22 protein-coding genes are annotated in these 24,792 nt (G+C 66.1%); 9 read left to right on the plus strand and 13 right to left on the minus strand.

The features are described 5' to 3' along the window. Positions 1-178: 178 nt before the first annotated feature. The 4 genes from AB4089_RS06055 to AB4089_RS06070 all read right to left on the minus strand — a co-directional run bounded on the left by AB4089_RS06055 (position 179) and on the right by AB4089_RS06070 (position 3,899). Complete coding sequence (locus AB4089_RS06055) at positions 179-928, minus strand: maleylpyruvate isomerase family mycothiol-dependent enzyme (RefSeq protein ID WP_441408396.1); 750 nt, start codon at positions 926-928, stop codon at positions 179-181. After that, the gene (locus AB4089_RS06060) at positions 928-1,752 is read right to left on the minus strand and encodes a fumarylacetoacetate hydrolase family protein (RefSeq protein ID WP_441408397.1); all 825 of its coding nucleotides are present in this window, start codon (positions 1,750-1,752) and stop codon (positions 928-930) included. Before AB4089_RS06060 ends, AB4089_RS06055 begins: the two co-directional genes overlap by 1 nt. Then, positions 1,749-2,903 (minus strand): cupin domain-containing protein, encoded by a 1,155-nt coding sequence (locus AB4089_RS06065; RefSeq protein ID WP_441408398.1) that lies wholly within the window; start codon positions 2,901-2,903, stop codon positions 1,749-1,751. The genes AB4089_RS06060 and AB4089_RS06065 overlap by 4 nt, the downstream gene beginning before the upstream one ends. Before the next feature lie 174 nt (positions 2,904-3,077). Next, complete coding sequence (locus AB4089_RS06070) at positions 3,078-3,899, minus strand: IclR family transcriptional regulator (protein ID WP_441408399.1); 822 nt, start codon at positions 3,897-3,899, stop codon at positions 3,078-3,080. A 48-nt stretch (positions 3,900-3,947) separates the two neighbouring features. On the opposite strand from AB4089_RS06070, the gene AB4089_RS06075 reads away from it, so the two are divergent. From AB4089_RS06075 to AB4089_RS06105, 7 genes are all read left to right on the plus strand, one after another. Next, positions 3,948-5,264 (plus strand): MFS transporter, encoded by a 1,317-nt coding sequence (locus tag AB4089_RS06075; protein ID WP_441408400.1) that lies wholly within the window; start codon positions 3,948-3,950, stop codon positions 5,262-5,264. Continuing rightward, positions 5,257-6,525, plus strand: coding sequence for an FAD-dependent oxidoreductase (locus tag AB4089_RS06080; RefSeq protein ID WP_441408401.1), 1,269 nt, complete (start codon positions 5,257-5,259; stop codon positions 6,523-6,525). The genes AB4089_RS06075 and AB4089_RS06080 overlap by 8 nt, the downstream gene beginning before the upstream one ends. 193 nt (positions 6,526-6,718) lie before the next feature. Continuing rightward, on the plus strand, positions 6,719-7,738 hold the full coding sequence (locus AB4089_RS06085; RefSeq protein ID WP_441408402.1) for a LacI family DNA-binding transcriptional regulator: 1,020 nt from the start codon (positions 6,719-6,721) through the stop codon (positions 7,736-7,738). Positions 7,739-7,906: 168 nt separating this feature from the next. Then, complete coding sequence (locus tag AB4089_RS06090) at positions 7,907-9,202, plus strand: sugar ABC transporter substrate-binding protein (RefSeq protein WP_441408403.1); 1,296 nt, start codon at positions 7,907-7,909, stop codon at positions 9,200-9,202. Between the two features lie 81 nt (positions 9,203-9,283). Beyond that, entirely contained in the window at positions 9,284-10,246 is a 963-nt protein-coding gene (locus tag AB4089_RS06095; protein ID WP_441408404.1) for a carbohydrate ABC transporter permease, read from the plus strand. A gap of 1 nt (position 10,247) precedes the next feature. Continuing rightward, positions 10,248-11,126: a carbohydrate ABC transporter permease gene (locus AB4089_RS06100; protein WP_441408405.1), complete on the plus strand. Its 879-nt coding sequence runs from the start codon at positions 10,248-10,250 to the stop codon at positions 11,124-11,126. A gap of 58 nt (positions 11,127-11,184) precedes the next feature. Then, positions 11,185-12,708 carry a glycoside hydrolase family 32 protein gene (locus AB4089_RS06105; RefSeq protein WP_441408406.1) on the plus strand — a complete coding sequence of 508 codons (1,524 nt, stop codon included), beginning with the start codon at positions 11,185-11,187 and terminating at the stop codon, positions 12,706-12,708. 41 nt (positions 12,709-12,749) lie between these two features. Here the strand turns inward: AB4089_RS06105 and AB4089_RS06110 are convergent, their stop codons facing one another. The 4 genes from AB4089_RS06110 to AB4089_RS06125 all read right to left on the minus strand — a co-directional run bounded on the left by AB4089_RS06110 (position 12,750) and on the right by AB4089_RS06125 (position 17,173). Next, positions 12,750-13,697: a carbohydrate ABC transporter permease gene (locus AB4089_RS06110; RefSeq protein ID WP_441408407.1), complete on the minus strand. Its 948-nt coding sequence runs from the start codon at positions 13,695-13,697 to the stop codon at positions 12,750-12,752. Further along, positions 13,694-14,785, minus strand: coding sequence for a carbohydrate ABC transporter permease (locus AB4089_RS06115; RefSeq protein WP_441408678.1), 1,092 nt, complete (start codon positions 14,783-14,785; stop codon positions 13,694-13,696). Before AB4089_RS06115 ends, AB4089_RS06110 begins: the two co-directional genes overlap by 4 nt. 2 nt (positions 14,786-14,787) lie before the next feature. Further along, positions 14,788-16,038: a sugar ABC transporter substrate-binding protein gene (locus AB4089_RS06120; protein WP_441408408.1), complete on the minus strand. Its 1,251-nt coding sequence runs from the start codon at positions 16,036-16,038 to the stop codon at positions 14,788-14,790. Between the two features lie 85 nt (positions 16,039-16,123). Next, entirely contained in the window at positions 16,124-17,173 is a 1,050-nt protein-coding gene (locus AB4089_RS06125) for a LacI family DNA-binding transcriptional regulator (protein WP_441408409.1), read from the minus strand. Between the two features lie 182 nt (positions 17,174-17,355). Here AB4089_RS06125 and AB4089_RS06130 point away from each other — a divergent pair, with 182 nt between their 5' ends. Further along, a complete protein-coding gene (locus tag AB4089_RS06130) occupies positions 17,356-19,386 on the plus strand; it encodes a glycogen debranching N-terminal domain-containing protein (RefSeq protein WP_441408410.1) in 2,031 nt (676 codons plus the stop codon). Positions 19,387-19,519: 133 nt separating this feature from the next. Here the strand turns inward: AB4089_RS06130 and AB4089_RS06135 are convergent, their stop codons facing one another. The 4 genes from AB4089_RS06135 to AB4089_RS06150 form a co-directional block, all read right to left on the minus strand. Beyond that, complete coding sequence (locus tag AB4089_RS06135; RefSeq protein ID WP_441408411.1) at positions 19,520-19,939, minus strand: SRPBCC family protein; 420 nt, start codon at positions 19,937-19,939, stop codon at positions 19,520-19,522. A 351-nt stretch (positions 19,940-20,290) separates the two neighbouring features. Beyond that, on the minus strand, positions 20,291-20,554 hold the full coding sequence (locus AB4089_RS06140; RefSeq protein ID WP_441408412.1) for a hypothetical protein: 264 nt from the start codon (positions 20,552-20,554) through the stop codon (positions 20,291-20,293). Between the two features lie 252 nt (positions 20,555-20,806). Next, entirely contained in the window at positions 20,807-21,676 is an 870-nt protein-coding gene (locus AB4089_RS06145; RefSeq protein WP_441408413.1) for a class I SAM-dependent methyltransferase, read from the minus strand. Positions 21,677-21,689: 13 nt separating this feature from the next. Further along, complete coding sequence (locus AB4089_RS06150) at positions 21,690-22,751, minus strand: NAD(P)/FAD-dependent oxidoreductase (RefSeq protein ID WP_441408414.1); 1,062 nt, start codon at positions 22,749-22,751, stop codon at positions 21,690-21,692. Positions 22,752-22,873: 122 nt separating this feature from the next. On the opposite strand from AB4089_RS06150, the gene AB4089_RS06155 reads away from it, so the two are divergent. Continuing rightward, complete coding sequence (locus AB4089_RS06155; protein ID WP_441408415.1) at positions 22,874-23,458, plus strand: helix-turn-helix domain-containing protein; 585 nt, start codon at positions 22,874-22,876, stop codon at positions 23,456-23,458. A 62-nt stretch (positions 23,459-23,520) separates the two neighbouring features. On the opposite strand, the gene AB4089_RS06160 is transcribed toward AB4089_RS06155, so the two are convergent. Beyond that, the gene (locus AB4089_RS06160; protein ID WP_441408416.1) at positions 23,521-24,462 is read right to left on the minus strand and encodes a C2 family cysteine protease; all 942 of its coding nucleotides are present in this window, start codon (positions 24,460-24,462) and stop codon (positions 23,521-23,523) included. Between the last annotated feature and the right edge of the window lie 330 nt (positions 24,463-24,792).

Raw genomic sequence — 24,792 nt, forward strand, 5'->3', positions numbered from 1 at the left:
GGATGCCGTTGAGGCCCTCGGTACTGATTGGCCATGCCGTGAGCAGTTGGCGGGCCGTCCCGTTATTGCCCAGGTGGTACACCGCCACGCTCGCAGGGCGGACGTCGAACGCATCGAAGGCGCCGGCTTCGATCCCGTCCAGGTCCGCCAGCGTCGCGAACCCAACGGTGATGGGGGCCTAGAGCCACTTCGGCGCGGCCGGCACCGTGCCGTTGGCGGCCGGGCCGCTCGCACTAACGCCGCTGGTGCCGCGCCCGGCGGCCCATTCGACGACGCCGGGCAGGGCCCCGGTGATGATCGTCGGGTCAGCGGCGGTGGTGTCGCCGAACGACAAACCTGAGCCTGCCACCTTCACCACCAGGCCCGCGTCGGTGCCCCGGATTTTCCAGGCGCCCGTGATGTCCGCCAGGAGCCGCTCCAGCACAGGTGCCGGGATGTCGGCGAACGAGGCCCCGTTGTCGAGGTCGATGGCGTGCATCCAGACTTCGCGGCTGCGCATCCAGACCGTTTCGGTGGCAGGGACTTCCCGGCCCTGGATGGTGCGGACCCTGTTCTGCCAGGCGTCCCCGGGCAGGTCCCGCCACTCGACGCTCAAATGCACCGCCGAGTGGTCGAAGAGGTTCCGCAGCGCGATCGGACTCAGCGTGGCGCCGAAATCGATCTCATGGTTGCGGACCCCGGTCGAGGCATACATCGGGGTTTCCACCCCGGTGGCCGCCCACTCGACCAGCCGGGCGATGGCCCGGGCGTTGTAGCCGATATGCGCTGTGATGTGGCGGCGCGTCCAGCCCGGCAGCAGCGAGTCGCCGTCGAGCTCCGCGTCGGAGAGCTCATTGAGCTTGCGGGCGAAGAACGCCGTGCCCCGGCGCGCCTGCAGCAGCGCCGCAAGCAGCTCCGGGTCCGTCGTCTGGTCCTGGCGGGCAACCATCAGGCTTCCTTGACCACGCGGTTCTTCAGCTGACCCAGTCCCTCGATGGTGGTGACCAGGATCTGGCCCTCCTGCAGGTAGCGCTTGGGGTCCTGGGCGTGGCCCACGCCGCCGGGGGTGCCGGTGGCGATCACGTCGCCCGGATTCAACGTGATGATCGTGGAAATGTAGGAGACCAGGTACTCGGGGGTGAAGACGAGGTCGCCCGTGGGGGTCTGCTGCTGGACTTCGCCGTCGACCTCGGAGGTCATCAGCGGCCCGGCGCTGAATTCGTCCTTGGTGACCAGGGCAGGGCCGAACGGGGTCGACTTTTCCCAGGTCTTGCCCTGCAGCCACTGGATGGTGCGGAACTGGTAGTCGCGCATGGAAACGTCGTTCAGCACTGCGTACCCGGCGATGTGGTCTGCGGCGTCGGCTTCGCTGATCCGGCGTCCGGTCTTGCCGATCACGACGGCGAGTTCGGCCTCCCAGTCCACGGCGTCGGATTCCTGCGGCAGGGCAAGGTCATCGTTGGGACCGATCAGGGATTCGGCGTACTTCGCGAACAGGGTGGGGAACTCGGGGACTTCCCGGCCCATCTCCTTGATGTGGTTGCGGTAGTTGTGGCCCACGCAGATGATCTTGCCGGGGGAAGGGACGACGGCGGCCAGGTCGGCGCCGTTGAGCGCGTGGGTTGCGCCGCTGGCGGCCTTGGCCGTCGCTTCCCAGTCCGCGGTGCGGAGCAGTTCCCCGACGTCGACGAAGCCGTCGATTTCGGTCAGGGTGTCGCCGTCCTGGCGGACAGCCACGGTTCCGTTCGCGGTGCGGAGGGTGAGGAGTCTCATTTGTTGCGTCCTTCGATGTAGGTGCGGTTGAAGTTCAGCCGTTCGAAAATGGGGGCGTCGCTGAAGCGGAAGAGGTCAAACGACGTTTGCGAGCCAGCTTCGGCTTGCAGGTCGGCTTGGAGGGACCATTCTTGCCAGGACGGGACGACGAAGAGGTCGCCCTTCGCCAGGTTCCTCGTCTCGCCGTTCAGGACCACGGTGCCGGAGCCTTCGAAGACCTGCCAGACGCTGGAGCCGACCTCGCGGAGGCTCTCGGTGGAGGCGCCGGCGCGGAGCCGGTGGAATTCGGCCCGGATGGTCGGCATGACGTCACCGCCGGTGGTGGGGTTGGTGAAGCGGACGGCGGCGTGGCCCTGGGACACGGTGGCCGGGTGGCCCTCGTCCTCGAGCAGGAGCTGCTCGGCCAGTGCCCGGTCCGTGTGTTCCCAGCGGTACGCGGCGATGGGGGAGCTCGTGGTGTCATCCAGCCCGGAGAGCGGGCGCAGCCCCGGGTGGGCCCAGAGCCGCTCCGAGCGGGAGATGTCCGGAGTGGCCTCGTCGGTGACGCGCTCGGTGCCGAACTCGAAGAAGCCGGCGTCGGCGTAGTGCACGAACGGGATGTCCAGGCCGTCGATCCAGGCCATCGGTTCATCGGTGTCGTTGTGGTGGCCGTGGAAGTTCCAGCCCGGGGTCAGGAGGAAGTCACCGCGGGACATCCGGACCGGGTCTCCGTTCACCACGGTCCAGACGCCTTCGCCCTCGACGACGAAGCGGAAGGCGTTCTGCGAGTGCCGGTGCTCCGGGGCGGTCTCGCGGGCCCCGAGATACTGGATGGCAGCCCACAGCGTTGGGGTGGCGTACGGCGTCCCGGCCAGGCCCGGGTTGGCGAGGGCAATGGCGCGGCGTTCGCCGCCGCGGCCCACAGGAACCAGGTCCCCGGCGCGGGCGGCCAGGGGGTACAGGTCGCTCCACCGCCAGACGTGGGGCACTGCCTTGGGAGTCGGGACCATGGGCATCAGGTCCGCGATCTCGGTCCACAGCGGAATCAGGTTCTCCCGGTCAAAATCCCGGTACAGCTCCTGCAGCTGGGCAGCCTCTTCAGGTGTCGGCTCCGGAGCAGTGTGCCCCGCGGCCACTGATTCATGAGTCGTGTTCTCTGCGCTGATGGACACGTGGGCCTCCTCGATAGGTCAGAACAGTTCTTGGCGTAGTTCGACACTAAAGATTCATCCGTGTGATCCCCAACATATTCTGCTGGTCAGAATTCCCTGCAACCCAGCTGACTCGCAGCAGGGGCGGTTATGGGCCCTCAAAAGGGCCTCAACTGCGAGTCGGTTGGGCCGCCGTCAGTCCGGCTCCGCCGGGTTGGCCGCGATGTCGATCTCCAGCTGTCGGCAGGTTTCTCGCATGGCCGGGACGAGTCCGGCGTCGAACACCCTGCGGAAGCGGGTGGCTGGAGTGGCGACGCTGAGCGCGCCAACAACTATTCCGTGCCGGTTGTGCAGGGCCATCCCCAGGGCGCTCACACCTTCCTCCGTGCCTTCGAAGTTGGCTGCGAAGCCGTTGCCGCTGATGGATTCAAGTTCGCGCAGGAACGCCGGAAATTCGTCGTCCGGGATGGTGTCGCCGCCAATCTCCGCGTTGTGGCTGCGGAACAGCTGCTCGATCATCGGCGGCTCCAGCTCCGCGAGCATGGCCTTCCCGCCGGAGGTTTTGTTGGCGGGCATTACCGTCCCCTGCCGGTCACCCACGCGCAGCACATTGCTGCCCTCCACGGTGGCCAGGAACCGCACCTTGGTCCCCACGCGGACCATCAGATTCACTGTCTCGTTCAGCCGTGCGGACAGAAGCTCCATATGGGGCTGGGCGATGGATCGGAGCAGCCGGGTCCAGCTCAGCCCGGCCGGCCCGACCCCCATTGCCGGGCCCGGGACATAGCGGCGCGTTTCGTCCTGCACGGCGAAGCCCCGGTAGACCAGCATCGCCAGCAGTCGGTGCGCGGTCGAGGGTGCAACGCCCAGCTCGGCCGCGGCGTCCTTGAGACGCAGGGCGCCGCCGTCGCGCAGGAGCTGGAGGAGCTGCAGCGCATTGTCCACTGCCTCGATGGAATAGGTCGGCCGCTTCTGGACGGGCTTTCGGGCGGATCTGGCCGATGGGGTATTCTGCACATCAGAATTATATTGTGGTTCACCTGCGAAGGCCACGACAGTAGTGGTATGAATCACACACCCTCCGTTGCAGTGCCGCGCCGGTCCTCGCCGGGGGATCCCACCCCCGTTACCGTTGGCGGGCCCGCGGCGCGGTTCTCCAAAAGCTCGGCCGCCGCTGTCCTGGTCTGCTGGCTCCTGGTGGTCTTCGATGGCTACGACCTGATTGTCTACGGCACCGTCCAGTCCTCCCTGATTTCCGAGACCGGCTGGGGGCTGACCAAGGCCACCGCCGGAACCATCGGTTCCATGGCCTTCGTCGGCATGATGATCGGAGCGATCTTCGCGGGCCGGATGGCCGATTCCTGGGGACGCCGCCGCACCATCCTGGGCTGCGCCATCGTCTTCTCGATTTTCACCATCCTCTGCGCCTTCGCACCGAGCGCCCCGGTGTTCGGCACCCTGCGGCTCCTGGCCGGCGTCGGACTCGGGGGCCTGGTGCCCTCGGCCAATGCCCTGGTCGCCGAACTTGTCCCGGCCAAGTGGCGGTCAACGATCGCCACCCTGATGATGTCCGGCGTCCCCATCGGCGGATCCATCGCCGCCCTTGTTGGCATCCAGCTGATCCCCGCCTTCGGCTGGGAGTCCATGTTCCTCGTCGCCGTGCTGGCCCTGCTGATCGTGGTGCCCCTCGGACTGAAGTACCTGCCGGAGACGCTGGCCCCGGCCCGCGCCGCAAGCGGCGGCCGAAACCTCGAGGAGCCGTCCGGGTTCGGCTCCCTGCTCCGCGCCCCCTACCTGGGAGTCAGCCTGCTGTTCGCCCTGGCAACGATCGCCACCCTGTTCGCCTGGTACGGGCTGGGCACCTGGCTGCCCAACCTCATGCAGCTGGCCGGCTACAACCTTGGCTCCGCCCTGACCTTCGCCCTTGCCCTGAACCTGGGCGCGGTGGCCGGCTCGGTCATCACAGCCTGGGCCGGGACCCGCTTCGGCCCGATCCCGACGGCGATCGCCGCCGCGGCCGTCGCCGGCGGCGCCCTCGTGGTCCTGGTTACGGGGCCGCCGGTCACCGTCGTGTACCTCATGCTGGTCCTCGCCGGCGTCGGCACCCACGGCACGCAGTGCCTCATCATCGCCGCCGTCGCCAGCCACTATCCCGGGCATCTGCGCGGCACGGCGCTGGGCTGGGCGCTGGGGACCGGCCGCATCGGCGCCGTCGCCGCACCCCAGATCGGCGGCCTCCTGCTGGCGGCCGGGCTGGGCGTCAGTTCCAATTTCCTTGCCTTCGCAGGCGCAGCCGCCATCGCCGCGGTCCTGCTGGCCGCCGTCGGCCTCAAACTCAAGTCAAAATCCTCAACCTCACCAACAGGAGCAAGCAATGTCTGAGCACGCCCCGTCCATCGATATCTCCACCGATGTCCTCGTCATCGGAGGGGGAATGGCCGGACTGGCCGGAGCCCTCGCGCTGCGGGAAAACGGTGCCAACGTCACGCTGGTGGAACGGGCCCCCGAATTCGGCGAGGTCGGCGCAGGCCTGCAGATGGCCCCCAACGCCTCCCGCGTCCTGAAGCGCTGGGGCCTGCTGGAAAAAGCCCTGGAAATCGGCGTCCAGCCCAAGCACCTGGTCTTCCGTGACGCCGTCACCGGCGAGGAACTCACCCGCCAGAGCCTCGGCGGGGAATTCGAGGAACGCTACGGAGCGCCGTACGTCGTGATCCACCGCAGTGATCTACACCGGGTCCTGCTCGAAGGCTGTGAAGCCGCCGGCGTCACGCTGGTCAACGACGTCATGGTCGAGAGCGTGGAAACGGTCAACGGCCGCGGCGTGGCCCACACCGCCGCCGGAGTGGACTACTCGGCCGACGTCGTGATCGGCGCCGACGGGCTCAAGTCCACCCTGCGTCCGCTCGTGGCCAACGACCAGCCGGTCTCCTCGGCCTACGTGGCCTACCGGGGCACCGTGCCGATCACCGAAAACACGCCCAAGGCCGACCTCGAGGACGTCATTGTCTACCTCGGCCCGGACTGCCACTTGGTGCAGTACCCGCTGCGCAAGGGCGAACTGCTGAACACCGTGGCCGTCTTCAAGTCGGCCTCCTTTGAGCGCGGCGAGGAGCAGTACGGGGGAGTGGACGAGCTTGAGGCCGCGTACAAGGATTGCGTCCCGGCCGTCCGGGAGGCGCTGAAGAACCTGGGCACGGGCATGCGCTGGCCGATGTACGACCGCGACCCGATCGAAAACTGGGTCGCCGGCCGCATGGTGCTGATGGGCGACGCCGCTCACCCGATGCTGCAGTACCTCGCCCAGGGCGCCTGCCAGGCCCTCGAGGACGCGGCCGTCCTCCAGGACGCCAGCACCGGCACCGTCTTCACCGCCGACGGCGTCAACCCGGAAGGCTGGGACCAGGCCATCAAGGAGTTCAACAGCCTCCGCGCCGGCCGCACCGCACGGGTCCAGCGCACCGCCCGCGTCTGGGGCGAATCATGGCACGTCTCCGGGCTGGCCCGCACGCTGCGCAACCTGCTGTTCAAGAGCCGGAAGGACAACGACTTCCAGTACAACGACTGGCTGTACGGCCAGGACGGCGACGGCGTGCCGGCCGCCCGTGCGGCGCACTCAAAGCTGGCGGAGCGCATTCCTGCCTGACCCGGCGACTGAGCATGCGGCACCGCAAGAACCCCCTCTCCTGAGGGGGTTCTTGCGTTAAGTTCGGGTCCTCATTACTTCCAGCACGTCTCGACATTGTGCCCGCTGACGCTGTGCCTCTTGACACTGCCAAAACGTTTTGGATAGTGTGAGCCACACAACATGCCAAAACGTTTTGCAAAGGGAGTCAACGGTGACGAAGGTCGGAATTAGGGACGTAGCGAAAGCTGCCGGGGTCTCCGTGACCACGGTGTCCCACGCCCTGAACCCAGCGGGCGGCACCCGGGTCAAGACAGAAACCCGGGAACACATCCGGGCCGTCGCCAAGGACCTTGGCTACGCGCCCAACCGGCTCGCCAGCGGGCTGCGCAACCACCGTTCGCAGATCCTTGGCCTCGTCAGCGACGAAATCACCACCACACCGTTCGCCGGGGCCATGATCAGGGGCGCCCAGGACGCCGCCTATGAGCGCGGCTACGTCGTCATGGTGGTCAACTCGGGCCTCGACCCTGAACTGGAAAACCGCGAAATCCGGACCCTGCAGCAGCACCAGGTTGATGGGATCGTCTACGCGAGGATGTACCACCAGGGCGTCAGCCTTCCTGCGGACCTGGACACGCTGCCCACAGTCCTCCTCGACGCCGTCACCGCGGACCGGTCCATCTCCTCGGTGGTCCCGGACGAGGTGGCCGCGGCGGAAACGGCAGTGGAAGCCCTCGTCCAGGCCGGCCATACCAGGATCGGGATGCTGAACAATGTCGACGACATCCCGGCAACCCACGGACGGCTTCAGGGCTACCGGAACGCGCTGGGCCGCCACGGCCTCCAGTTCAATCCGGAGCTGGTGACCTCAGGCACGGCTGATACTCCCGGCGGGCGGGAGGCGGCGCTTCAGGTGCTGCAGCGTCCGGACCGTCCGACGGCACTGTTCTGTTTCAGCGACCGCGTGGCCATGGGCGCTTACCAGAGCGCTGCCACGCTGGGACTCCGCATTCCCGAGGACCTGTCCGTGGTCGGCATGGACAACCTTGAGCTGATCGCCGCCGCGCTCTGGCCCGGACTCACCACGGTGGCGCTGCCGCATTATGAAATGGGGCGTTGGGCCGTCACCCGGCTCCTCGACGACATCGAAGGCCCCGAGGTGAAGGCCGTCCAGGAGCTGCTTTCCTGCCCGCTCATTGAGCGGGGGTCCGTCGGCCCGCCGCCGGACTGAGTCGCCGGGCTGAGCCCCCAAACTGAGCCCTTCGGCTACACCAGCACCCACACGTATCCACCACAGACCCATCCCGGGCCCTAAAAGGGGCGCGGCCGTTGCACCGGCCGCGCCCCCACGGATCCGGGCTAATCATCCGCGTACAAAAATAAGCAGAAAGACTCACTCATGAACAAGCGATTCACCCGAATCCTGGCCACCAGCATAACGGCGGCCGCCCTGGTCGGCAGCCTCGGCGCGTGCGGCAAGGGCAGTGCCTCGGCCACGTCCGAGGGCACTAAAGAGATCACGATGTGGACCCACAACGCCGGCAACCCCGAAGAGCTGGCCTCCATCCAGGGCGTCGTCGACTCCTACAACAAGAGCAGCGGCGCCAAGGCCAAGATCAAGGTGCAGGCGTTCCCGCAGGAGTCCTACAACGACTCCGTGGTCTCCGCGGCCGCCGCCGGTAAGCTTCCCTGCATCGTCGATATCGACGGACCCAATGTCCCCAACTGGGCGTGGGCAAAGTACCTGACCCCGCTCAAGCTCTCCACCGACCTGTCCGCCAACCTGCCCAGCACCGTGGCCAAGTGGGAGGGCCAAACCTACGCCGTCGGCTATTACGACGTGGCGCTGGCCATGCTTGCACGCGCGTCGGACCTCAAGGCCGCCGGGGTGCGCGCCGCAACAATCGAGCAGCCCTGGACCAAAGCGGAGTTCCAGGACGCGCTGACCAAGCTCAAAGCCCTGGGCAAATGGGAATACCCGCTGGACATGGGGACCGCCGGCAGCGGCGAATGGCTGCCCTACGGCTACTCGCCGTTCCTGCAGTCCTTCGGCGCCGACCTGATCAACCGCGACGGCTTCCAGAGCGCGGACGGAGTCCTCAATGGGGACAAGGCAGTGGAATGGGCCAAGTGGTTCCGCGGACTGGCCGACCAGGGCTTCATGGCCACCAAGAGCGGCAAGGACTCCACCCAGGACTTCCTGAACAACAAGAGCGGCTTGCTGTACACCGGCTCATGGGCCGCGGACAAGGCCCGGGCTGCCCTGGGCGATGACCTGGTGGTCATGCCCACCGTGGACCTTGGCAACGGACCCAAGATCGGCGGCGCCTCCTGGCAGTGGGGCGTCACCCAGGGCTGCGCCAACACCGACGCCGCCATGGACTACCTCTCCTACTCGCTGAAGCCGGAAAACCTGGCCGCAGTCGCCAAGGCCACGGGCACCATCCCGGCGACGGATGAGGCCGCGGCCCTGGTCCCGTCGTTCGCAAAGGGCGGCACCAACCGGATCTTCATGGACTTCTCCCGCCAGTACGCAGTGATGCGTCCCGAGACCCCGGCCTACCCGTTCATCGCCACCGAATACGGCAAAGCCGTCCAGGACGTCCTCGCAGGCGCCGACCCCCAGACGGCCCTGGACAAGGCCGTCAAGGCCATCGACGCCAACATCAAATCCAACGGCGGCTACAAGAACTAGCAGCCCTCCGCGGAGGACGACGACGGCGGGTGAGTTCCGCCGTCGTCGTCCCCCCGGTGCTGCAGGTCAACGGAGAATCCCATGACAACCAGCCCACTTTCCACCCGTCCCCGCCCCGCCGCCGAACCGGCGCCACGGCCGCTGCCGGCCCTGCCGCGCCGCCGCCGGGCAGGCTTGCTGCGCGAACAGATCAGCGGCTGGGGCATGATTGCCCCCGCAGCGGTACTGCTGCTGCTCTTTGTGTTCCTGCCGGCCGTCCTGGGCTTCGGCCTGGCCTTCACCAACGCCCGGCTGATCTCGCCCCGCCCGGTGGAGTTCGTCGGCACAGACAACTTTGCCCGGCTGTTCGCGGACCCCACCTTCTGGCGGTCACTGCTGAACGTCACCTACTTCGCCGTGGTGGTGGTCCCGGTGCAGTCGGCCCTGGCCCTGGCCATGGCGCTGCTGATCAACAAGAAATTCCGCGGCGTGAACTTCTTCCGCACCATCTACTTTCTGCCTGTGGTCACGTCCATGGTGGTGGTCTCCCTCCTGTGGCTCTTCATGTACCGCAAGGAAGGCCTGATCAACGAGCTGCTGTCCACCTTCAGCTTCGGCCTCATCCAGGGTGCCGACTGGCTCAACGATCCCGCCACGGCCATGCCTGCCATCATCGCGCTGTCCATCTGGCAGGCGGCCGGATTCCACATGATCATCTGGCTCGCCGGGCTGCAGAGCATCTCCGGTGAACTGTACGAGGCAGCCCAGCTGGACGGCGCCAGCCGCTGGCACCAGTTCCGGTACGTCACCTGGCCGGGCCTGAAACACACCCGCAGCCTGGTCCTGGTGACCATCACCATCCAGGCGCTCGGCCTGTTCGACCAGGTCAGTGTCATGACCCAGGGCGGCCCGCTGGACTCCACCACAACCATCATCTACGAGGCCGTCCGCTCCGGCTTCAAACAGCAGGAAACCTCCTACGCTTCCGCGATCTCGCTGGTTTTCTTCGTCCTTGTGCTGCTCATTTCCGCGGTGCAGCGATACCTGACCCGAGAGAAGGACTGACGTGAAAAATTCGCTTCGACTCAACTATGCGGCAACCATGCTGGTCCGGATCCTGTTCGCCGCCGTCGCCGCCTTCCCGATCGTCTTCATGCTGGTGTCCTCGCTCAAGCCGGACACCCAGATCTTCGGGGACATGTCCTCCGTGGCCGCCTTCCTGCCCGTGGGAAACGTCTCCTTTGACAACTACGCGGCGGTGTTCGACCGGGTCCCGGCCGCCCGGTTCCTGGTCAACTCCATCGGCATCTCCGCGATCACTGTGGTGCTGGGCATCTTCGTCAACAGCCTCTGCGCGTTCGCGTTGTCCCGCATGGAGGTGCGCGGCAAGCGGGTGGTGTTCACGGTCATCCTGGCCACGCTGATCGTGCCGTTCCAGACCCTGGCCCTGCCGCTGGTCTGGTGGGTCAACCAGTTGCCCTACTTCGAACTCAACGGCTTCAGCCTCGAGATCTCCAAGGGCTGGCTGGACACCTACCAGGTCCAGATCATCCCGTTCATCGCCAATGCGTTCTCCATCTACCTCTATCACCAGTACTTCGAATCCATCCCCAAGGAACTGGACGAAGCCGCCCGCATCGACGGTGCCGGCTGGTTCAAGATCTACCGCCAGGTGGTCATGCCGCTGGCGGGTCCGGCCACCGCGACGGTCGCGATCCTGACGTTCCTGCCGGCCTGGAACTCCTACCTGTGGCCCCTCATGGTGGTCCAGTCCGAGGAACTTCGGCCGGTCATGATCGGCATCCAGTACTTCTTCCAGCTGAACGTCTCCTGGGGTGAAGTGATGGCCTACGCGTCCCTCATCACGGTTCCCGTGGTGGTCCTGTTCATCGCCTTCCAGCGTTCCTTCATCAACAGCATCGCGTCCAGCGGCGTCAAGGGCTAACCACCCGCCGCTCCGGCCCACCCTTCCGGCACACACCGTGAAAGCAGACAGCACAACCATGACAACCACCACCGCGCTCGGCTGCCAGTACCGGCCGCAGCACCACTACACGGCGGACCGCAACTGGCTGAACGATCCCAACGGACTGGTCTACGCCAACGGCACCTACCACCTCTTCTACCAGCACAACCCGTCCGGGAACGGGTGGGGCAATATGTCCTGGGGGCACGCGACTTCAGCGGACCTGCTGCACTGGGACGAACAACCCGTGGCCATCGCCTGCGATGACCAGGAAGCCATCTTCTCCGGTTCGGCCGTGCTGGACGGGGCCAACACCAGCGGATTCGGCACCCCGGACAATCCGCCGCTCGTTGCCATCTATACCAGCGCCTATTCGCCCGCATCCCCGCTGTCCGGCCGGCAGGCGCAGTCGCTTGCCTACAGTACGGACAACGGCGCCACCTGGATAAAACACGCCGGGAACCCCGTGCTGGACCGCGGCTCCGCAGACTTCCGCGACCCCAAGGTCTTCTGGTACGATGGCGCCGCCGGCAGCTACTGGGTGATGGTCGCCGTCGAGGCGATGGACCGGGAAGCAGTCCTGTACAAGTCCGCCGACCTCAAAGCGTGGGAGTACCTGAGCACCTTCGGCCCGGCGAACGCCACCGGGGGAGTGTGGGAATGCCCGGACCTGTTCGAGCTTCCGGTGGACGGCAATCCCGGAAACACCAAGTGGGTGCTGGTGGTGAACCTGAACCCCGGCGGAATCGCCGGCGGTTCCGCCGGACAGTACTTCCTGGGAACCTTCGACGGCGTCGCGTTCGTTTCCGAGACCACGGTCACCGAGGGGCTCCAAAAGGATGAGAGCCGCATGGCCGAGTACGGCTGGCTGGACTGGGGCCGGGATTACTACGCGGCCGTCTCCTTCAGCAACGCCCCGGACGGGCGCCGGCTCATGATCGGCTGGATGAACAACTGGGAGTACGGGGCCCTCACACCCACCGACGGGTGGCGCGGCGCCATGTCCCTGGTGCGGGAAGTCAGGCTGGCCGTCCGCGGCGGCCGCGTGGTGCCTATGCAGACGGCGCTGGACCCCTTCGAGAGCGTCGGGGCCGGCCGGAATCTCGGAGCCTCCCCCTACTCCGAGGCCGCCCGGCCTCTTCCTGCCGGAACGCACTGGATCCCCGCGGAAGCCTCCGGCGACGTCCTGCGGATCGACGCCGAATTCGAACCCGGCGCCGCCGGGGAAGTGGGCCTCCTGCTCCGGGCAAGCGGCGCCGAACGGACGGTCCTCGCCTACAGGTGCGCCACGGGCGTGCTCAGCCTGGACCGGACCGCTTCCGGCAACACGGACTTCCACGAATCGTTCGCTTCGTTGGAAAGCGTGCCCGTGCCGCTGGAAAACGGCCGGCTGCGGCTGCGGATCTTCCTGGACCGCTGCTCCGTGGAGGTCTTCGCCCAGGACGGCCTCGCCACCATCACGGACCAGGTGTTCCCCGCGGAATCCAGTACACAGGTAGGGCTGTTCGCGGACCGCGACGGCGGCAGGCTGGTGAGCCTGGCCATCGTTGGAGGCGGGTAGGCCGCGGGAGCACCGCGCCGGCTACTCCTTCACCGCGCCGGCTACTCCTTCACCGCTCCGGCGGTGGCATTCATGATCCGTTTCTGGAAGACGAAGAACACGATGGCGACGGGGATGGTCATGATGGCGGCCGCGGCCAGCTTCAGCGGGTATTGCGTTCCGGCGCTCAACTGGCCCGAGGACAGCTGGGCCACGCCCTTGGTCAGTGTGGTCAGCCCGGGGTCCTGGGTCGAGACGATGAAGTGGCTCAACTCATTCCAGGACCCCTGGAAGGACAGGATGATGATGGTCATCACGGCCGGGACAGACATGGGCAGCACGATCGACCAGAACGTGCGGAATGTTCCCGCCCCGTCCACTTTCGCCTGTTCCTCCACGCTCACCGGAATCGATTCGAAGAAGTTCTTCATGATGAACACCCCGGCGGCATCGGCCAGCAGGGGAACGATCATGCCGGCGTAGGAATCGTAGATCCCCAGCTGGTTGATGACGAGGAACTTCGGAATGAGCAGCACGACGCCGGGAACGGCCATGACGGCGACGAGGGCGGCGAAGACGACCGACCTGCCGCGGAACCGGAGCCGGGCCAGGGCGTACCCGGCCAGCAGGTCAAAAAACACGCGCCCGAACGTGACCACAACAGTGACCACGATCGAGTTCTTGAACCAGAGCGGGAAATCCGAATTCAGGAACAGCCGTTCGTAGGCGGCCGCCGTCCACGTCGGGGGGATCAGGGACAGCGGATCCGCGGCGGCCTGGGGTTCGGTCTTGAACGACGTCGCAATATTGACCAGGAACGGGAAAATGTACACGATCGCCAGCAGGATCAGGGCAGCGTAGGTCACCCAGCCCCACGCGACAGGCTTCCGACCGCGGGCAGGAGCCGGCTGGTGGCTGCCCGGCGCCGGTGCCTCCTCCTGGGTCAGGGTTTCCGGCCGGAATGGCAGTTCAGCAGTTACGGCGGATGAACCAGTGTGCGGAACGGTCACGGGGTTCCTCCCTTGGACGGTGGCGGGTTGAACCGTTTGCGGCGCGGAACGGTGGTGCGTTCGCGCAGGATCAGCCGCTGGACAATGGCAAAGACAATGATGATGGCGAACAGAATGAAGCCAATGGCCGCGCCCTGGCCCCACTGCTGATTGTTGAATGCAGTGCTGAAGGACAGATACGCCGGGGTGAGCGTGGTCTTGGCCGGTCCGCCCTGGGTGCCGGTATAGATCTGGTCGAACACCTGCCAGGTGCCGATCAGGCCGAGGGTGATCACCGTGAACAGGGTGGGGCGGAGCATCGGCAGGGTCACGTACCAGAAGCGCTGCCAGCCGCCGGCGCCGTCGAGCATGGCCGCTTCCTGCAGCTCGCCGCCCACGTTCTGCAGCGCCGCGATGAACAAGAGCATGAATGTGCCCGACGTCGTGAAGACGGCCATCAGGATGAAGGCGGACATCGCCACGGAAGGGCCGGACAGCCACTCCCACCAGCTGACACCCAGGAACGTTCCGCTGGCCAGCGCGGCCGGCGGCGTGGTGACGCCCACGCTCCCGGCCAGCAGGTGCAGCACGCCGTTGGGGTCCTGAAACCAGTTGGGCCCGGCGACGCCGACGAGGCCGAGCAGCTTGTTGACCACACCGCCGGCGCTGAAGAGGAACAGCCACAGCACCGTGATGGCCACCGAACTGGTCACCGAGGGGAAGTAGAAGGCCGTGCGGAAGAATCCCCGGCCCTTCAGGATCCGCCGGTTCACCAGCACAGCCAGCAGCAGGGCCAGCGCGGTCTGCAGCGGAACGGTGAGGATGACGTAGTAGAAGTTGTTGCGCAGCGCCGTGCCGAAGTCGCGCGCGGCGAGGCCCCCGCCGGAGAGGATGGCGTCGTAGTTGCCGGCCCCGACAAACCGGGTGGTGCCCGCGAAGGGGCTGCCGCGGCCGGTCCAGTCGGACACGCTGACCCAAGCCGCCATGGCCACCGGCAACGCCAGGAACAGGCCAAGGATGATCACGACGGGTGCAATGAAGAGCCACCCGGTGGCGTTCTGGCGTCCGTGGATACCAGAACGCCGCCGGGGGAGCTGCTGTGGGGCCACAGTCACTTAGCCAGGACCGCGGTCATTTCGGTCTGGACGGCGTCCAGAATGGCCTTCGGGTCGGAGGTCTTCAGCGTGGCCAGCTTGGCATTCAGGTCCTTGATGACATCAGCTGCGCCGGGCTGCGAGGGCAGCGTCTGGGCGTACTCGGCGCCGGCCAGGGATGCTGCCTGATCGGGGAAGGCCGACTTGAACTCGGTGGCGGCGGACTCGACGGAGGGCATCACGCCGAAGGCCTTGGCGAAGCCGATCTGGCTCTGCGTGCTGGTCAGCTGCTCCACCAGTTTCTTCGCGGCCGGCTTGTTCTTGCTGTCCGCGGCGATGCCCCAGCAGTTGGTGAACTGCAGGGTTCCCTTGCCCTTGGGGCCGGCGGGAAGTTCCACCGTACGGTACTTCACGTTGGGGTAGTCCTTGCTCAACGCACCGCTGATCCAGTTGCCTTCGATGGTCATGGCCGAGAGTCCCTTCCCGAATGCCTCGCCACCCCAGCCCGCTCCTAGGTCGGAAGAGTACTTGGCGGCGCCGTCGGTCAGCATGGATTTCACAAAGGTCAGGGCCTGAATGTTTTCCGGGCTGTTGACTGTGGCGCTCTTGCCGTCCCCGCTCACAAACGAACCGCCGGCCTGCGGGAAGAAGGCGCCCACGCGGGCGATTTCGGGGCTGAACGACAGTCCGGTAGTGGGTCCGCTGGTGAGTTTCTTGGCCACTGACTCCAGCTGGTCCCAGCTGGTGGGGATATCGCCCTCGCCAAGCCCGGCGGCCGCCCACTTCTCCGTGTTGATCACCAGCGAGAGGGTGGAGAAGTCCTTGGGGGCGCAGTAGAGCTTGCCGTCATAGCTGAACGCCTTGGCCAGGCCGGGGTAGAAGTCGGCCTTGTTCGTGAGCGTGTCGCCGTAGGGCTCCAGGGATCCGTTGGCCGCGAATCCGGCGAACTGGTCGGTGGAGACGTAGAAAACATCTGCCGGTTTGCCCGAGGCGAAGCCCTGGCTCAGCTGCTGCACCATGTCGGAGGCAACGCTCACCGAGGCCTCCGTCCCGGATGTTTTGGACCAGTCGGCGACGGCGGACTTGACCGCCGTCGTCTCTGCGTCGCCGGAACTGCCGATCAGAACGCTGATGGGACCGGAGCCGGTCGCTTCGGCTGAGCCGCTGGAAGCCGGGCTGCTAAAGCCGGAGCCGCACGCGCTGAGCGCGAGGGCTCCGATGGCGGCGACGGCGCCGGTGACCAGTCGCTGTGTTCGGGTTCTTGTCATGGGTCGAACTCCATTTCAGTAGGGCGCCCATCGTTGGGCGCACGGCAAATCAGGGGTGGTTGGAAAGTGTGGGGCGGTGGCGGAACTAATGGGTGTGCGGGCTGGCGAGGGGGCCGCCGCCGTCGCGCAGGACAAGCCTCGGCTTCAGCAGCCGGTGCGTCACCGGAACGGGCTGCTCCGGTGCTCCGTCGAGGACATGGCGCAGGATGTCGACGATCGCCACCGCGGCAGCCTCCACCGGCTGGGCGACGCTGCTGAGGCCCAGGGCGGACGCCACCGGGGTGTCATCGAACCCGATTACGGCCGGCGGCGTGCCCGGCGCCGCCGCCCGCAGCTGTTCGGAGGCGCCGAGGGCGAGCGAATCGCTGGCGCAGACCACTGCGGTGGCGCCCCGTTCCAGGAGCTGGCGGGCACCTTCCGCGCCTTGCCGTGCGCCGTCGTCCACTCCGATCGCCAAGGCCTCGAGGTCCGACGGGGGGAGTGCTGTGCCGAGGGAGGACGCCCAACCGGCCCGGCGGTCGTCGCCGACGCCGGATCCGGCCGGCCAGCCGAGGAAACCGATCCTTTGGTGTCCCCGGCCCAGCAGGTACGTGGTTGCCTCAGCGGTGCCCGCCTGCCCGTCCACGTCCACCCAGGAGTGGGCACAGTCTTCGTCATTGCCGGATCCGGTCCAGGGGCGGCCAAAAGTCACGAAGGGGATGTCCCGGGCCATCAGCCAGTCGGTCCGCGCGTCACCGTGGTGCGTGCCGGTGAGCACGAAACCGTCGAGGTCGGAGGTCTCCAGGAGCTCCTCGTAGGACTGCATCTCGGCTTCGTCATTGCGCGCCGCGAACAGCGTGACCCGGTAGCCGTGATCTTGCAGGTTTTCGGTCAACGCGTGCAGGAACCGGTCCAGGATGGCGCCGTTGATTCCGTCCCCGGTGGGCATAAGCCTGAAACCGAGGTTCCGTGAGCGCCGGGTCCGCAACTGCCGCGCCGCGGCGTTGGGGCGGTAGCCGGACGCGGAGATCAGCTCGTTCACGCGCCGCAGGGTGTCCGGCTTGACCCGTTCGGGCGCGTTGATGGCGTTGGAGACGGTCTGCCGGGACAGGCCCAACTCTTCGGCCAGGCTGGCCAGGGTAGGCCTCGACGCCATTGTTCCTCCGATTGCCTTCTAGGGGTTTTAGATCGATCAAATTTGGGATAAAACTGTATTTGATCGATCAAAAAAGATATCCTCATCATGGATTGTGGCCGAGGTCACTGTCAACTGTCCTTGGGAAATCGCCCAGCTCACATCAACTCAACGGGGTCCGCCGGGCTCCCAGGAGGAACCTCATGACCCACCGCCAACCCTTCCTGCACGACCTGAACGTTCTGCTCGCCGCACCCATGCAGGCGTGGAGCGGTCATGACGGGCAGCTTCGTCGCCAGGGGGCCCAGGGGATCTACTGCGCCGACACCCGCGTGATCGACGAGGCCGTCCTCCTGGTCACTGGCGAGGAGCCGGAAGCGATCGGCAGCGGCCGCACCCGCGGCGGCGTCTCATCCTTCGAGGCGCTGGTCCGCACCGTCGGCGGCGAAGGAAGCGACCCCCTGGTCCGGCTCACCAGAACACGGACCGTCACAACGGGTGCAGTGTCCGAGGAGATCCTGCTGAGTTCGGACCTCGCCCATGACGTCACCGCCGTGGTGGAACTGGTCCTGGGCAACGACTTTTCGCCCCTGGAAGCGGTGAAGTCCGGGGCCGCCCCCCACCCCGTCCGGCCGGAAGAGCGCGACGGCGCCTGGCACGCGGCCGCAGGGGGAGTCACCTCGGTGATCACCGCCGTCGGCGCGGCGGTCACCCCGGAAGCTCACCGTCTCCGGCTGCGCTGGGAAGTCACCGTCCCGGCCCGAGGGACAGCCGCCGCCGGCTGGTCCGTGCGGGCGGCGGACAGCGAGGCGCCGGTAGTCGCGGCCCCGGGCAAGGCCCCTGCGGAAATGCGCGTCCGCGCGGACGACCGGCGGCTGGCGTTGCTTGCCGGCCAGGCCATGGCGGATTTGGGTGGTCTCCGTATGGCCACGGCCCAGGCGCCGGAGGACGTCTTCCTTGCCGCCGGCGCGCCCTGGTTCTTCACGCTGTTCGGCCGTGACTCCCTGATCGCGGCGCGCATGCTGCTGCCGGTGGACCCCGCCCTCGCCGCCGGCACCCTGCGCACCCTTGCCGCACGGCAGGGCGCGCAGAACGACGTCGAGACGGCGGAGCAGCCGGGCAAGATCCTGCACGAGGTGCGGCGCGGCGAACTGCGGTTTCCGGAGGGCAGCAGTCATGAGGGGCTGGCACTTCCCCCGGTCTACTTCGGCACTGTCGACGCCACACTGCTGTGGGTCTCCCTCCTCCACGACGCCTGGAAATGGGGCATGCCCGCCGTCGAAGTCGAGGGCCTGCTCGGCAACCTGGACCGGGCGCTCGAATGGCTCAAGCACTGGGCGGATGCCGACGGCGACGGGTTCCTGGAATACATCGACGAGACCGGCCACGGCCTGGCCAACCAGGGCTGGAAGGATTCCGGCGACTCCATCCGGTGGAACGACGGATCACTCGCCACCGGCCCCATTGCACTGGCCGAGGTGCAGGGTTATGCCTATCAAGCCGCCGTCAACGCGGCCGAAATCCTCGACGCTTTCGGCCGACCGGGCGGGGACGAATGGAGGGATTACGCCACGGACCTGGCCGGCAAGTTCCGGGCATCATTCTGGTGCGCGGACCACCTCGGCCCGTACCCGGCCATCGCGCTCGACGTGGACAAACGCGCCGTCGACGGCGTGGCCAGCAACATGGGCCACCTGCTCGGCACGGGGATCCTCAACGCCGAGGAGACTGAGGTGGTGGTGCGGCGGCTGATGCACCCGTCCATGTTCTCCGGCTTCGGCATCCGCACCCTGGACACGGGCAACGCCGGTTACTGGCCGCTGCGCTACCACGCCGGATCTGTCTGGTCACACGACACTGCGGTGATCCTGCAAGGCATGGCCTCAGCCGGCCATCCGGCCGAGGCCGCGCAGCTCGCGGCGGCGCTGCTGGACGCCGCGGAAGGTTTCGGCTACCGCCTGCCGGAACTGTTCTCCGGCGATACCGCCGAGCAGGGCGGGCCGTTGCCCTACCCGGCATCGTGCCGCCCTCAGGCCTGGGCGGCGGCGTCGGTGGTTCCCGTCATGCTGGCCACCCTCGACCTGAAGCCGCAGGGCTCCGACGGCCTGCCCCTCAGCTCAGCCTCCAGCCCGACGCCGTTCGGCGCCATGCGCGTGGAGGGACTGCGCTCCGGCAAGACGCGTTTCAGCGTGGAGGTCGACGCCGGGGGAAAAGTGACGGTGCTCCCCGCCTGACTTTCGGCGGTAATTGGCGGTCATTTTGCGGCGCTGTTTGGCGCCGGGTGTGGCCGGCAAGGGGATCCTGGCTTTTGGCGTTCGTTTCTGCTCAGCCGGAGCGTCGCGGCAGGTTCGACTACCGAGAGACTATTTATTCGCGAGTCGAGTCTTCTGCGAGGTGTTGGTTGCGCGTCTCGATCAGTCTTTGGAGGTATCGGGCCAGCACCAGTTTCTCGGCCAAACGTCCTATGGGTCCGAATGGTGCCGCAAACTCGATACGGTCCACCATTGTGGTTCCTGTGGAGTCCTGGCTGAATTCATGGACATGCCGGAACCGCTGGAAAGGACCGTTAACCTGCTCATCTACGAAATAGTCGGGTGACTGCATCTCGGTGATCCGGCTCGTCATTTGGAGCGGGAGGCCGAAATGCCAAGCTCGCCAGGTCACTTCCTCACCCAATGAGATAAGACCGGACGTCACGCCATCAACGGCCTCTTCACGAGACTGTGCCATGGAGTCCTTGTGGACGTCGATGCTCCGGGCAAGGTCAAACAGCTCCGATTTCGGCATATTTGTCCGCGTTCTGCACTCAAAATATACGACCATCGTCAGAGTATTGCAGGTCTCTCAGTCTCGGCTTGAGCAACGCAATAAGCCCACCGAGAGGCACCAAGCCCAGCTAGAAGGAATATGAACGTACCGACGAACGAAAGACGGTCGGCGGCAAAGGCCCCAGCAAAGTTAACGAAGCCAATCATCGCCAAGACGAGTCCAAGAAGCAGCGGCCTCACTTCCGAGACTAAGAGGGCCTGTCCGGTGAAAGCTGAAGCTGTCCCGGTCAGAGATCGTCCGTCGCGACAAGAGGTGAGGCCGTTCACGGCCGATAAGCAGTTTTTGCGCGCCCGTGTCCGAGAAAGGGAACTAGGCCTCGACGAGAATCACCAATGTCTCGGGCAGCACGCCGTCATACGCCATTGCCTCGGCCCCGGCCCCGGATTGCATCAGGGCCATGAGGGCATCCATGTCGGGAACGTCCATCAGCACCGCCACTTGCGTCGGGTTCTGTGGGTTGACGAACGTCCGGATGTTAGTGACTCCGAGGGGCCCGAAGACCTCTTCGCGTTTCGGTGAGGCAAGCCAATGATCCTTGTCCTTCACATCGTGGTGGCCGATCACGGTTGGCATAGCGCGTCCTCTCGAAGGGGGCCAGCGGTCCGCAGGCCCACTGCGCAGAACGCTACTGGTCGTTCCGCACCCAGACAAGGCTTTTTCGTGGCCGCATCTCGCCTGGTCTGCGGGCTGCCCGCAAGGTGTTCCATTTACGGAACTCTGAACGGGGCACTTCTTGCCGTGAACGCTCTGCGGCCTTGCGCCTGCCTGGATTTGGCGCAATTCAAGCCGAGACTGAAAGACCTGCAGTACTCTGACGATGGTCGTCTATTTTGACTGCAGAACGCGGACAAATATGCGGGGCTGCTGCTGGCACTGGTCCGGGGTGGCCACCCAGACGGTCCGGGTGGCGCGGGGTTCCAGCTCGATGTCGTCGGGGAACCGTTCCAGCAGGTCTTCCACGGAGTCACGGTCGTCCGCGGCCATGGCGGTCAGGTGCGAGAAGCGCGCGAACCACTGCTGGGCATACTCCCGTGCAGCCGGGGTCGCGGGTGCGGTTGTGGTCACCTTGGACTGGGTGACGCTGAACCCGGCGGACTCGATGACCGGCGCCCAGTTCGGGTGGTGGTTCCACCCCTCGGCCGCCGCGGCGGTGTGGCAGCGCTGCTCCAGCCGCGCTTCGCGCGAATCGCTGAGGAAGCGAGGCAGGGCGGCGAGCTCGACGACGACCAGGATCCCGCCCGGCGCCAGCGCCCGGCGGACTCCCGACAGGAGCCGCGCGGGGTGGGCCACGTGGTGGAGCGAGGAGGACGCCCACACCAGGTCAACGTGGGCGTCGGCCGCTGGATCAGCCGTGGTCATGGAGCCGCCAATCGCGGGGAAGCCGTCGTCGAGGTCGGCCTCGACCACGGCGAAGCCTTGCCCGCGCAGCAGCTTGAGCATCTGCGGGTCGTTGTCGACGCACATCACCGCAGCGTCGGGGTACCGCCTGCGCAGCAGCCGGCTGCCTGCACCGGTGCCGGCGCCGAGGTCAACGACGCTGCGCGCAACTGGCACCCGGGCTAAGTCCAGGACGGCTGCGAGGTGGTCGCCGAACACCTCGGCATCGAGGTCGAGGACGCGGTGCTGGTCATGACCGCCAGATCGCTGGTGGTTCTGGTGGTTGTTGTCCCGTGTCCGGTGGGGCTGGTGATCCATGCCGGTTACCTTTCTACTGTTCTACTGTGGCCGCACGGCCCATGCCGGCGGCTTCCTGCCCATCATCAACGCCATGGCGGCGGTGACCCGGCAGGATCTGAGAAGCGGCGGCTTCCGCGGCGGCCGAGAAGGGGCCGAAGTGGCCCTCGACGGCCCACCGGGTTTCCTCTTCAATGAGGTCGGCGTTGATTCCCGCGCCGGCCATGACACCCTCGGCCGCCGCGGTGATTACCTGGGCCATCAAGTTGGAGACGTTGCCCGCCGCATACACGCCGCGGACGGCCGTGGCACCCATAGCGTCAGTCTCGATAAACCGTCCGACCCCCGACGGGTGCACCTGAAGAGTGAGCCCGAGTGATTCCAGAAGTGTGGATCTGGCCTCCATCCGCGCTCCGACAGCCAGGGCCTGTACGTCGAACGAGGAGCCCTGGCGGAGCGTGAGCCCGGTGAGGACACCATCGACGGCGTCAACAGAAGCCAAGGCGCCCTCGACGACCGTTACGGACCGGGCGGCGAGCTTCTCCCACTCCTTGTCGGTGGGTTCCACGGTGTCGTTGAGGAAAAGGGTGATATCCCGGGACCACTGCCTGAACAACAGTGCCTGATGGACGGACAGCGGGCCGGTGCCCAGCACTCCAATCCGTTGCCCGCGGATTTCCCAGCCATGGCAATAGGGGCAGTGCACAACACCCTTTCCCCATTGGTCCCGCAGCCCGTCGATGGGCGGCAGCTCATCCGTCAATCCGGTGGTGACCAGGAGGCGTCTGCCGAAGAACCGGCGGCCATCTCCGAGGGCCACCTCGAAACCATCGGGGGTTCGCCGTGCCGAAACGGCTTCGCCGCCAATGACCGTTCCTCCATAGGAGCGCACTTCGCTGCGCCCGAGGGACAGGAGCTCCCCGGGGTTCATCCCGTCCCTGGAGAGATAACCGTGTACACCCGCCGCGGGTGCGTTGCGTGGAGTTCCGGAATCGATGACCAGTACCGAGCGCAGCGCCCGGCCCAGCGTCGTGGCCGCGCTCAGTCCCGCCGCGCCGCCGCCAACAATGACAACGTCATGCCGTGTGGTGTCCATTACTTATTTTTCCTTCGTCGCGTCCTGCAGGTTCGCCGCCAGCGTCCTTGGGCGGTCACACCAGCTTTCACCGCATGCACGAGGATTGACAAATGTATTTGCCGTTATGGCAAAGTGGGGATATGGCAAATGAGCTTGACGATGTCCTCGGTGCGGTCGGTCCCCGGCTTCGGGCTCTGCGCGCGGAACGCAACCTCACCCTTGGAGAGGTGTCCTCCGCGTCCGGGGTATCAATCAGCACCCTGTCCCGCCTCGAGTCCGGCCAACGCAGGCCAAACCTCGAAATCCTGCTGCCCCTCGCGAGGTTGTACGGTGTTCCCCTCGATGATTTGGTCGGCGCCCCACCCACCGGGGATCCGAGAATTCACCTCCGGCCCATCACCCATGGCGGCATGACGGCTGTTCCGCTCACGCGCCGGCCAGGCGGATTGCAGGCCTTCAAGATGGTGCTCGCCGGTGAAGCCCGCGGGGCAGAGCCCGACCCGCGCGTTCACGAAGGCTACGAATGGCTATACATCCTCAACGGACGACTGCGTCTGGTTCTGGGCGACAAGGACTTTGAACTTCGCCCCGGCGAAGCCGCGGAATTCGACACCCACACACCGCACTGGTTCGCCAGCGCTGACGGCAGACCCGTCGAGTTCATCAGTCTGTTTGGACAGCAGGGCGAGCGGATGCACGTACGCGCCCGGCCAAAGCCCTCATAGGTCAAGTGGCCCGATGGGCGAAGGGACGGCCGTCATGCCTTCGGAGGCCAGGACTTCAGCGGTCAGGCCTTGGGATAGGTCGGAATGGCGATGTACTGGTTGATGTTCGTGGACTGGAACGTCTCGAACGACAGCGTCTCCTGGCCGCCCTCCGGGTCTCCCACCACGACGGTCTGGTCGGAGGAATTCACGCCCAGCAATGCGTAGGAATGGTCGGAGACCAGTTTGCCGTTGTCGTTGGAGGTCCCAAGGGTTATCAGGCCGTTCGTGAAATCCTGCTGGATCTGCTCAAAGCTCACTCCCGTCATGGGGCCCCCGGGATTGCGGTCGACGCCCTCTTTGCCGGTGATGGCATAGAGGGCATTGTGCACATCGTGATCCTGGGCGTTGCTGAGATCGGTGCCATCGATGCCGTCATAGTGGTTGCCGTTGACGGCCGCCCACCCTTTCTCGATAATTGCGGCCCAGGAAACGTTTTTGCCGTCGATGTTCTCGATGCCGTTCTCGAAGGGAGTGCCGCGGCGGTATGGAAGGTCGCCGTTGACCGTCACCGTCACCGGATTGGGAACGCCGTCATACTTGCTGTGGAACGAAATGGTGTAAGTACCGTCGCCGTTGTCGCGGACCATGTTCAAAATGGTTTCGGGCGATTGCGCGGCCACTGTCATCAAGGCTGCCAGGAAATAGCAATCGCCGGCGTCGCCCTGCTTGATATTGGTCAGGTTCCCGGAGATATTCGGGTTACCGGCGCTGTCGAGCGCGTACAGGACCTGATTGGGGACTTTATGGTAAGTCGCGCGCCCGGACACTGCAGGATTGCTCGGCGAAACCCCGGACCCTCCCGGAGCGGATGTCGCGCCCGGAGTCGACGAAGCGCCGGGAGGCGGCGTCACGGTGGGCCGGGAAATGAAAATAAAAACAAGTCCCAGAACTACCACCACCGCAACAATCGAGAAAATGACGATGGCGCGAGTTTTAGCCGGGCTGGATGGTGCACGGTTCATGGTGCGTGCCTCCCGTTCTGCGGGCTCCTGCCCGGCTGCGGTTTCGCGACGGCAAAGTCCCACGGCACCCTTGCTGTCGGACCCCCATGAAGATCAATTCTTCAGGTCATCAACAGCTTGCCGCAGGCAACCAGACTCGCGCAAGGAACGCCGGATGATTCACAGCCAAAACACTGGAAGTCACAGCAAGTTCACGGCTTGCGTGCCTGCAGCCTGCGCGGGAGTGGCTGCGCCCCGGTCTTCCGGGGCGCAGCTTTTTTGTCCCTGTCTAAGAGCGTGGCAGCGCCTGGGCACGTGACCGCTGGTCGCAGGACCTGCCGCCCAGTGGTC

This window comes from Arthrobacter sp. 2MCAF15, assembly GCF_052115605.1.
GTDB lineage: Bacteria > Actinomycetota > Actinomycetes > Actinomycetales > Micrococcaceae > Arthrobacter.

Bases quoted from the DNA above. Each gene is read 5' to 3' on its own strand.
- AB4089_RS06120 (WP_441408408.1), bottom strand. From the start codon at position 16,038: ATGACAAGAACCCGAACACAGCGACTGGTCACCGGCGCCGTCGCCGCC.
- AB4089_RS06140 (WP_441408412.1), bottom strand. From the start codon at position 20,554: ATGCCAACCGTGATCGGCCACCACGATGTGAAGGACAAGGATCATTGG.
- AB4089_RS06080 (WP_441408401.1), top strand. From the start codon at position 5,257: ATGTCTGAGCACGCCCCGTCCATCGATATCTCCACCGATGTCCTCGTC.
- AB4089_RS06105 (WP_441408406.1), top strand. From the start codon at position 11,185: ATGACAACCACCACCGCGCTCGGCTGCCAGTACCGGCCGCAGCACCAC.
- AB4089_RS06135 (WP_441408411.1), bottom strand. From the start codon at position 19,939: ATGCCGAAATCGGAGCTGTTTGACCTTGCCCGGAGCATCGACGTCCAC.
- AB4089_RS06155 (WP_441408415.1), top strand. From the start codon at position 22,874: ATGGCAAATGAGCTTGACGATGTCCTCGGTGCGGTCGGTCCCCGGCTT.
- AB4089_RS06150 (WP_441408414.1), bottom strand. From the start codon at position 22,751: ATGGACACCACACGGCATGACGTTGTCATTGTTGGCGGCGGCGCGGCG.
- AB4089_RS06130 (WP_441408410.1), top strand. From the start codon at position 17,356: ATGACCCACCGCCAACCCTTCCTGCACGACCTGAACGTTCTGCTCGCC.
- AB4089_RS06055 (WP_441408396.1), bottom strand. From the start codon at position 928: ATGGTTGCCCGCCAGGACCAGACGACGGACCCGGAGCTGCTTGCGGCG.
- AB4089_RS06145 (WP_441408413.1), bottom strand. From the start codon at position 21,676: ATGGATCACCAGCCCCACCGGACACGGGACAACAACCACCAGAACCAC.
- AB4089_RS06060 (WP_441408397.1), bottom strand. From the start codon at position 1,752: ATGAGACTCCTCACCCTCCGCACCGCGAACGGAACCGTGGCTGTCCGC.
- AB4089_RS06075 (WP_441408400.1), top strand. From the start codon at position 3,948: ATGAATCACACACCCTCCGTTGCAGTGCCGCGCCGGTCCTCGCCGGGG.
- AB4089_RS06095 (WP_441408404.1), top strand. From the start codon at position 9,284: ATGACAACCAGCCCACTTTCCACCCGTCCCCGCCCCGCCGCCGAACCG.
- AB4089_RS06160 (WP_441408416.1), bottom strand. From the start codon at position 24,462: ATGAACCGTGCACCATCCAGCCCGGCTAAAACTCGCGCCATCGTCATT.
- AB4089_RS06125 (WP_441408409.1), bottom strand. From the start codon at position 17,173: ATGGCGTCGAGGCCTACCCTGGCCAGCCTGGCCGAAGAGTTGGGCCTG.
- AB4089_RS06090 (WP_441408403.1), top strand. From the start codon at position 7,907: ATGAACAAGCGATTCACCCGAATCCTGGCCACCAGCATAACGGCGGCC.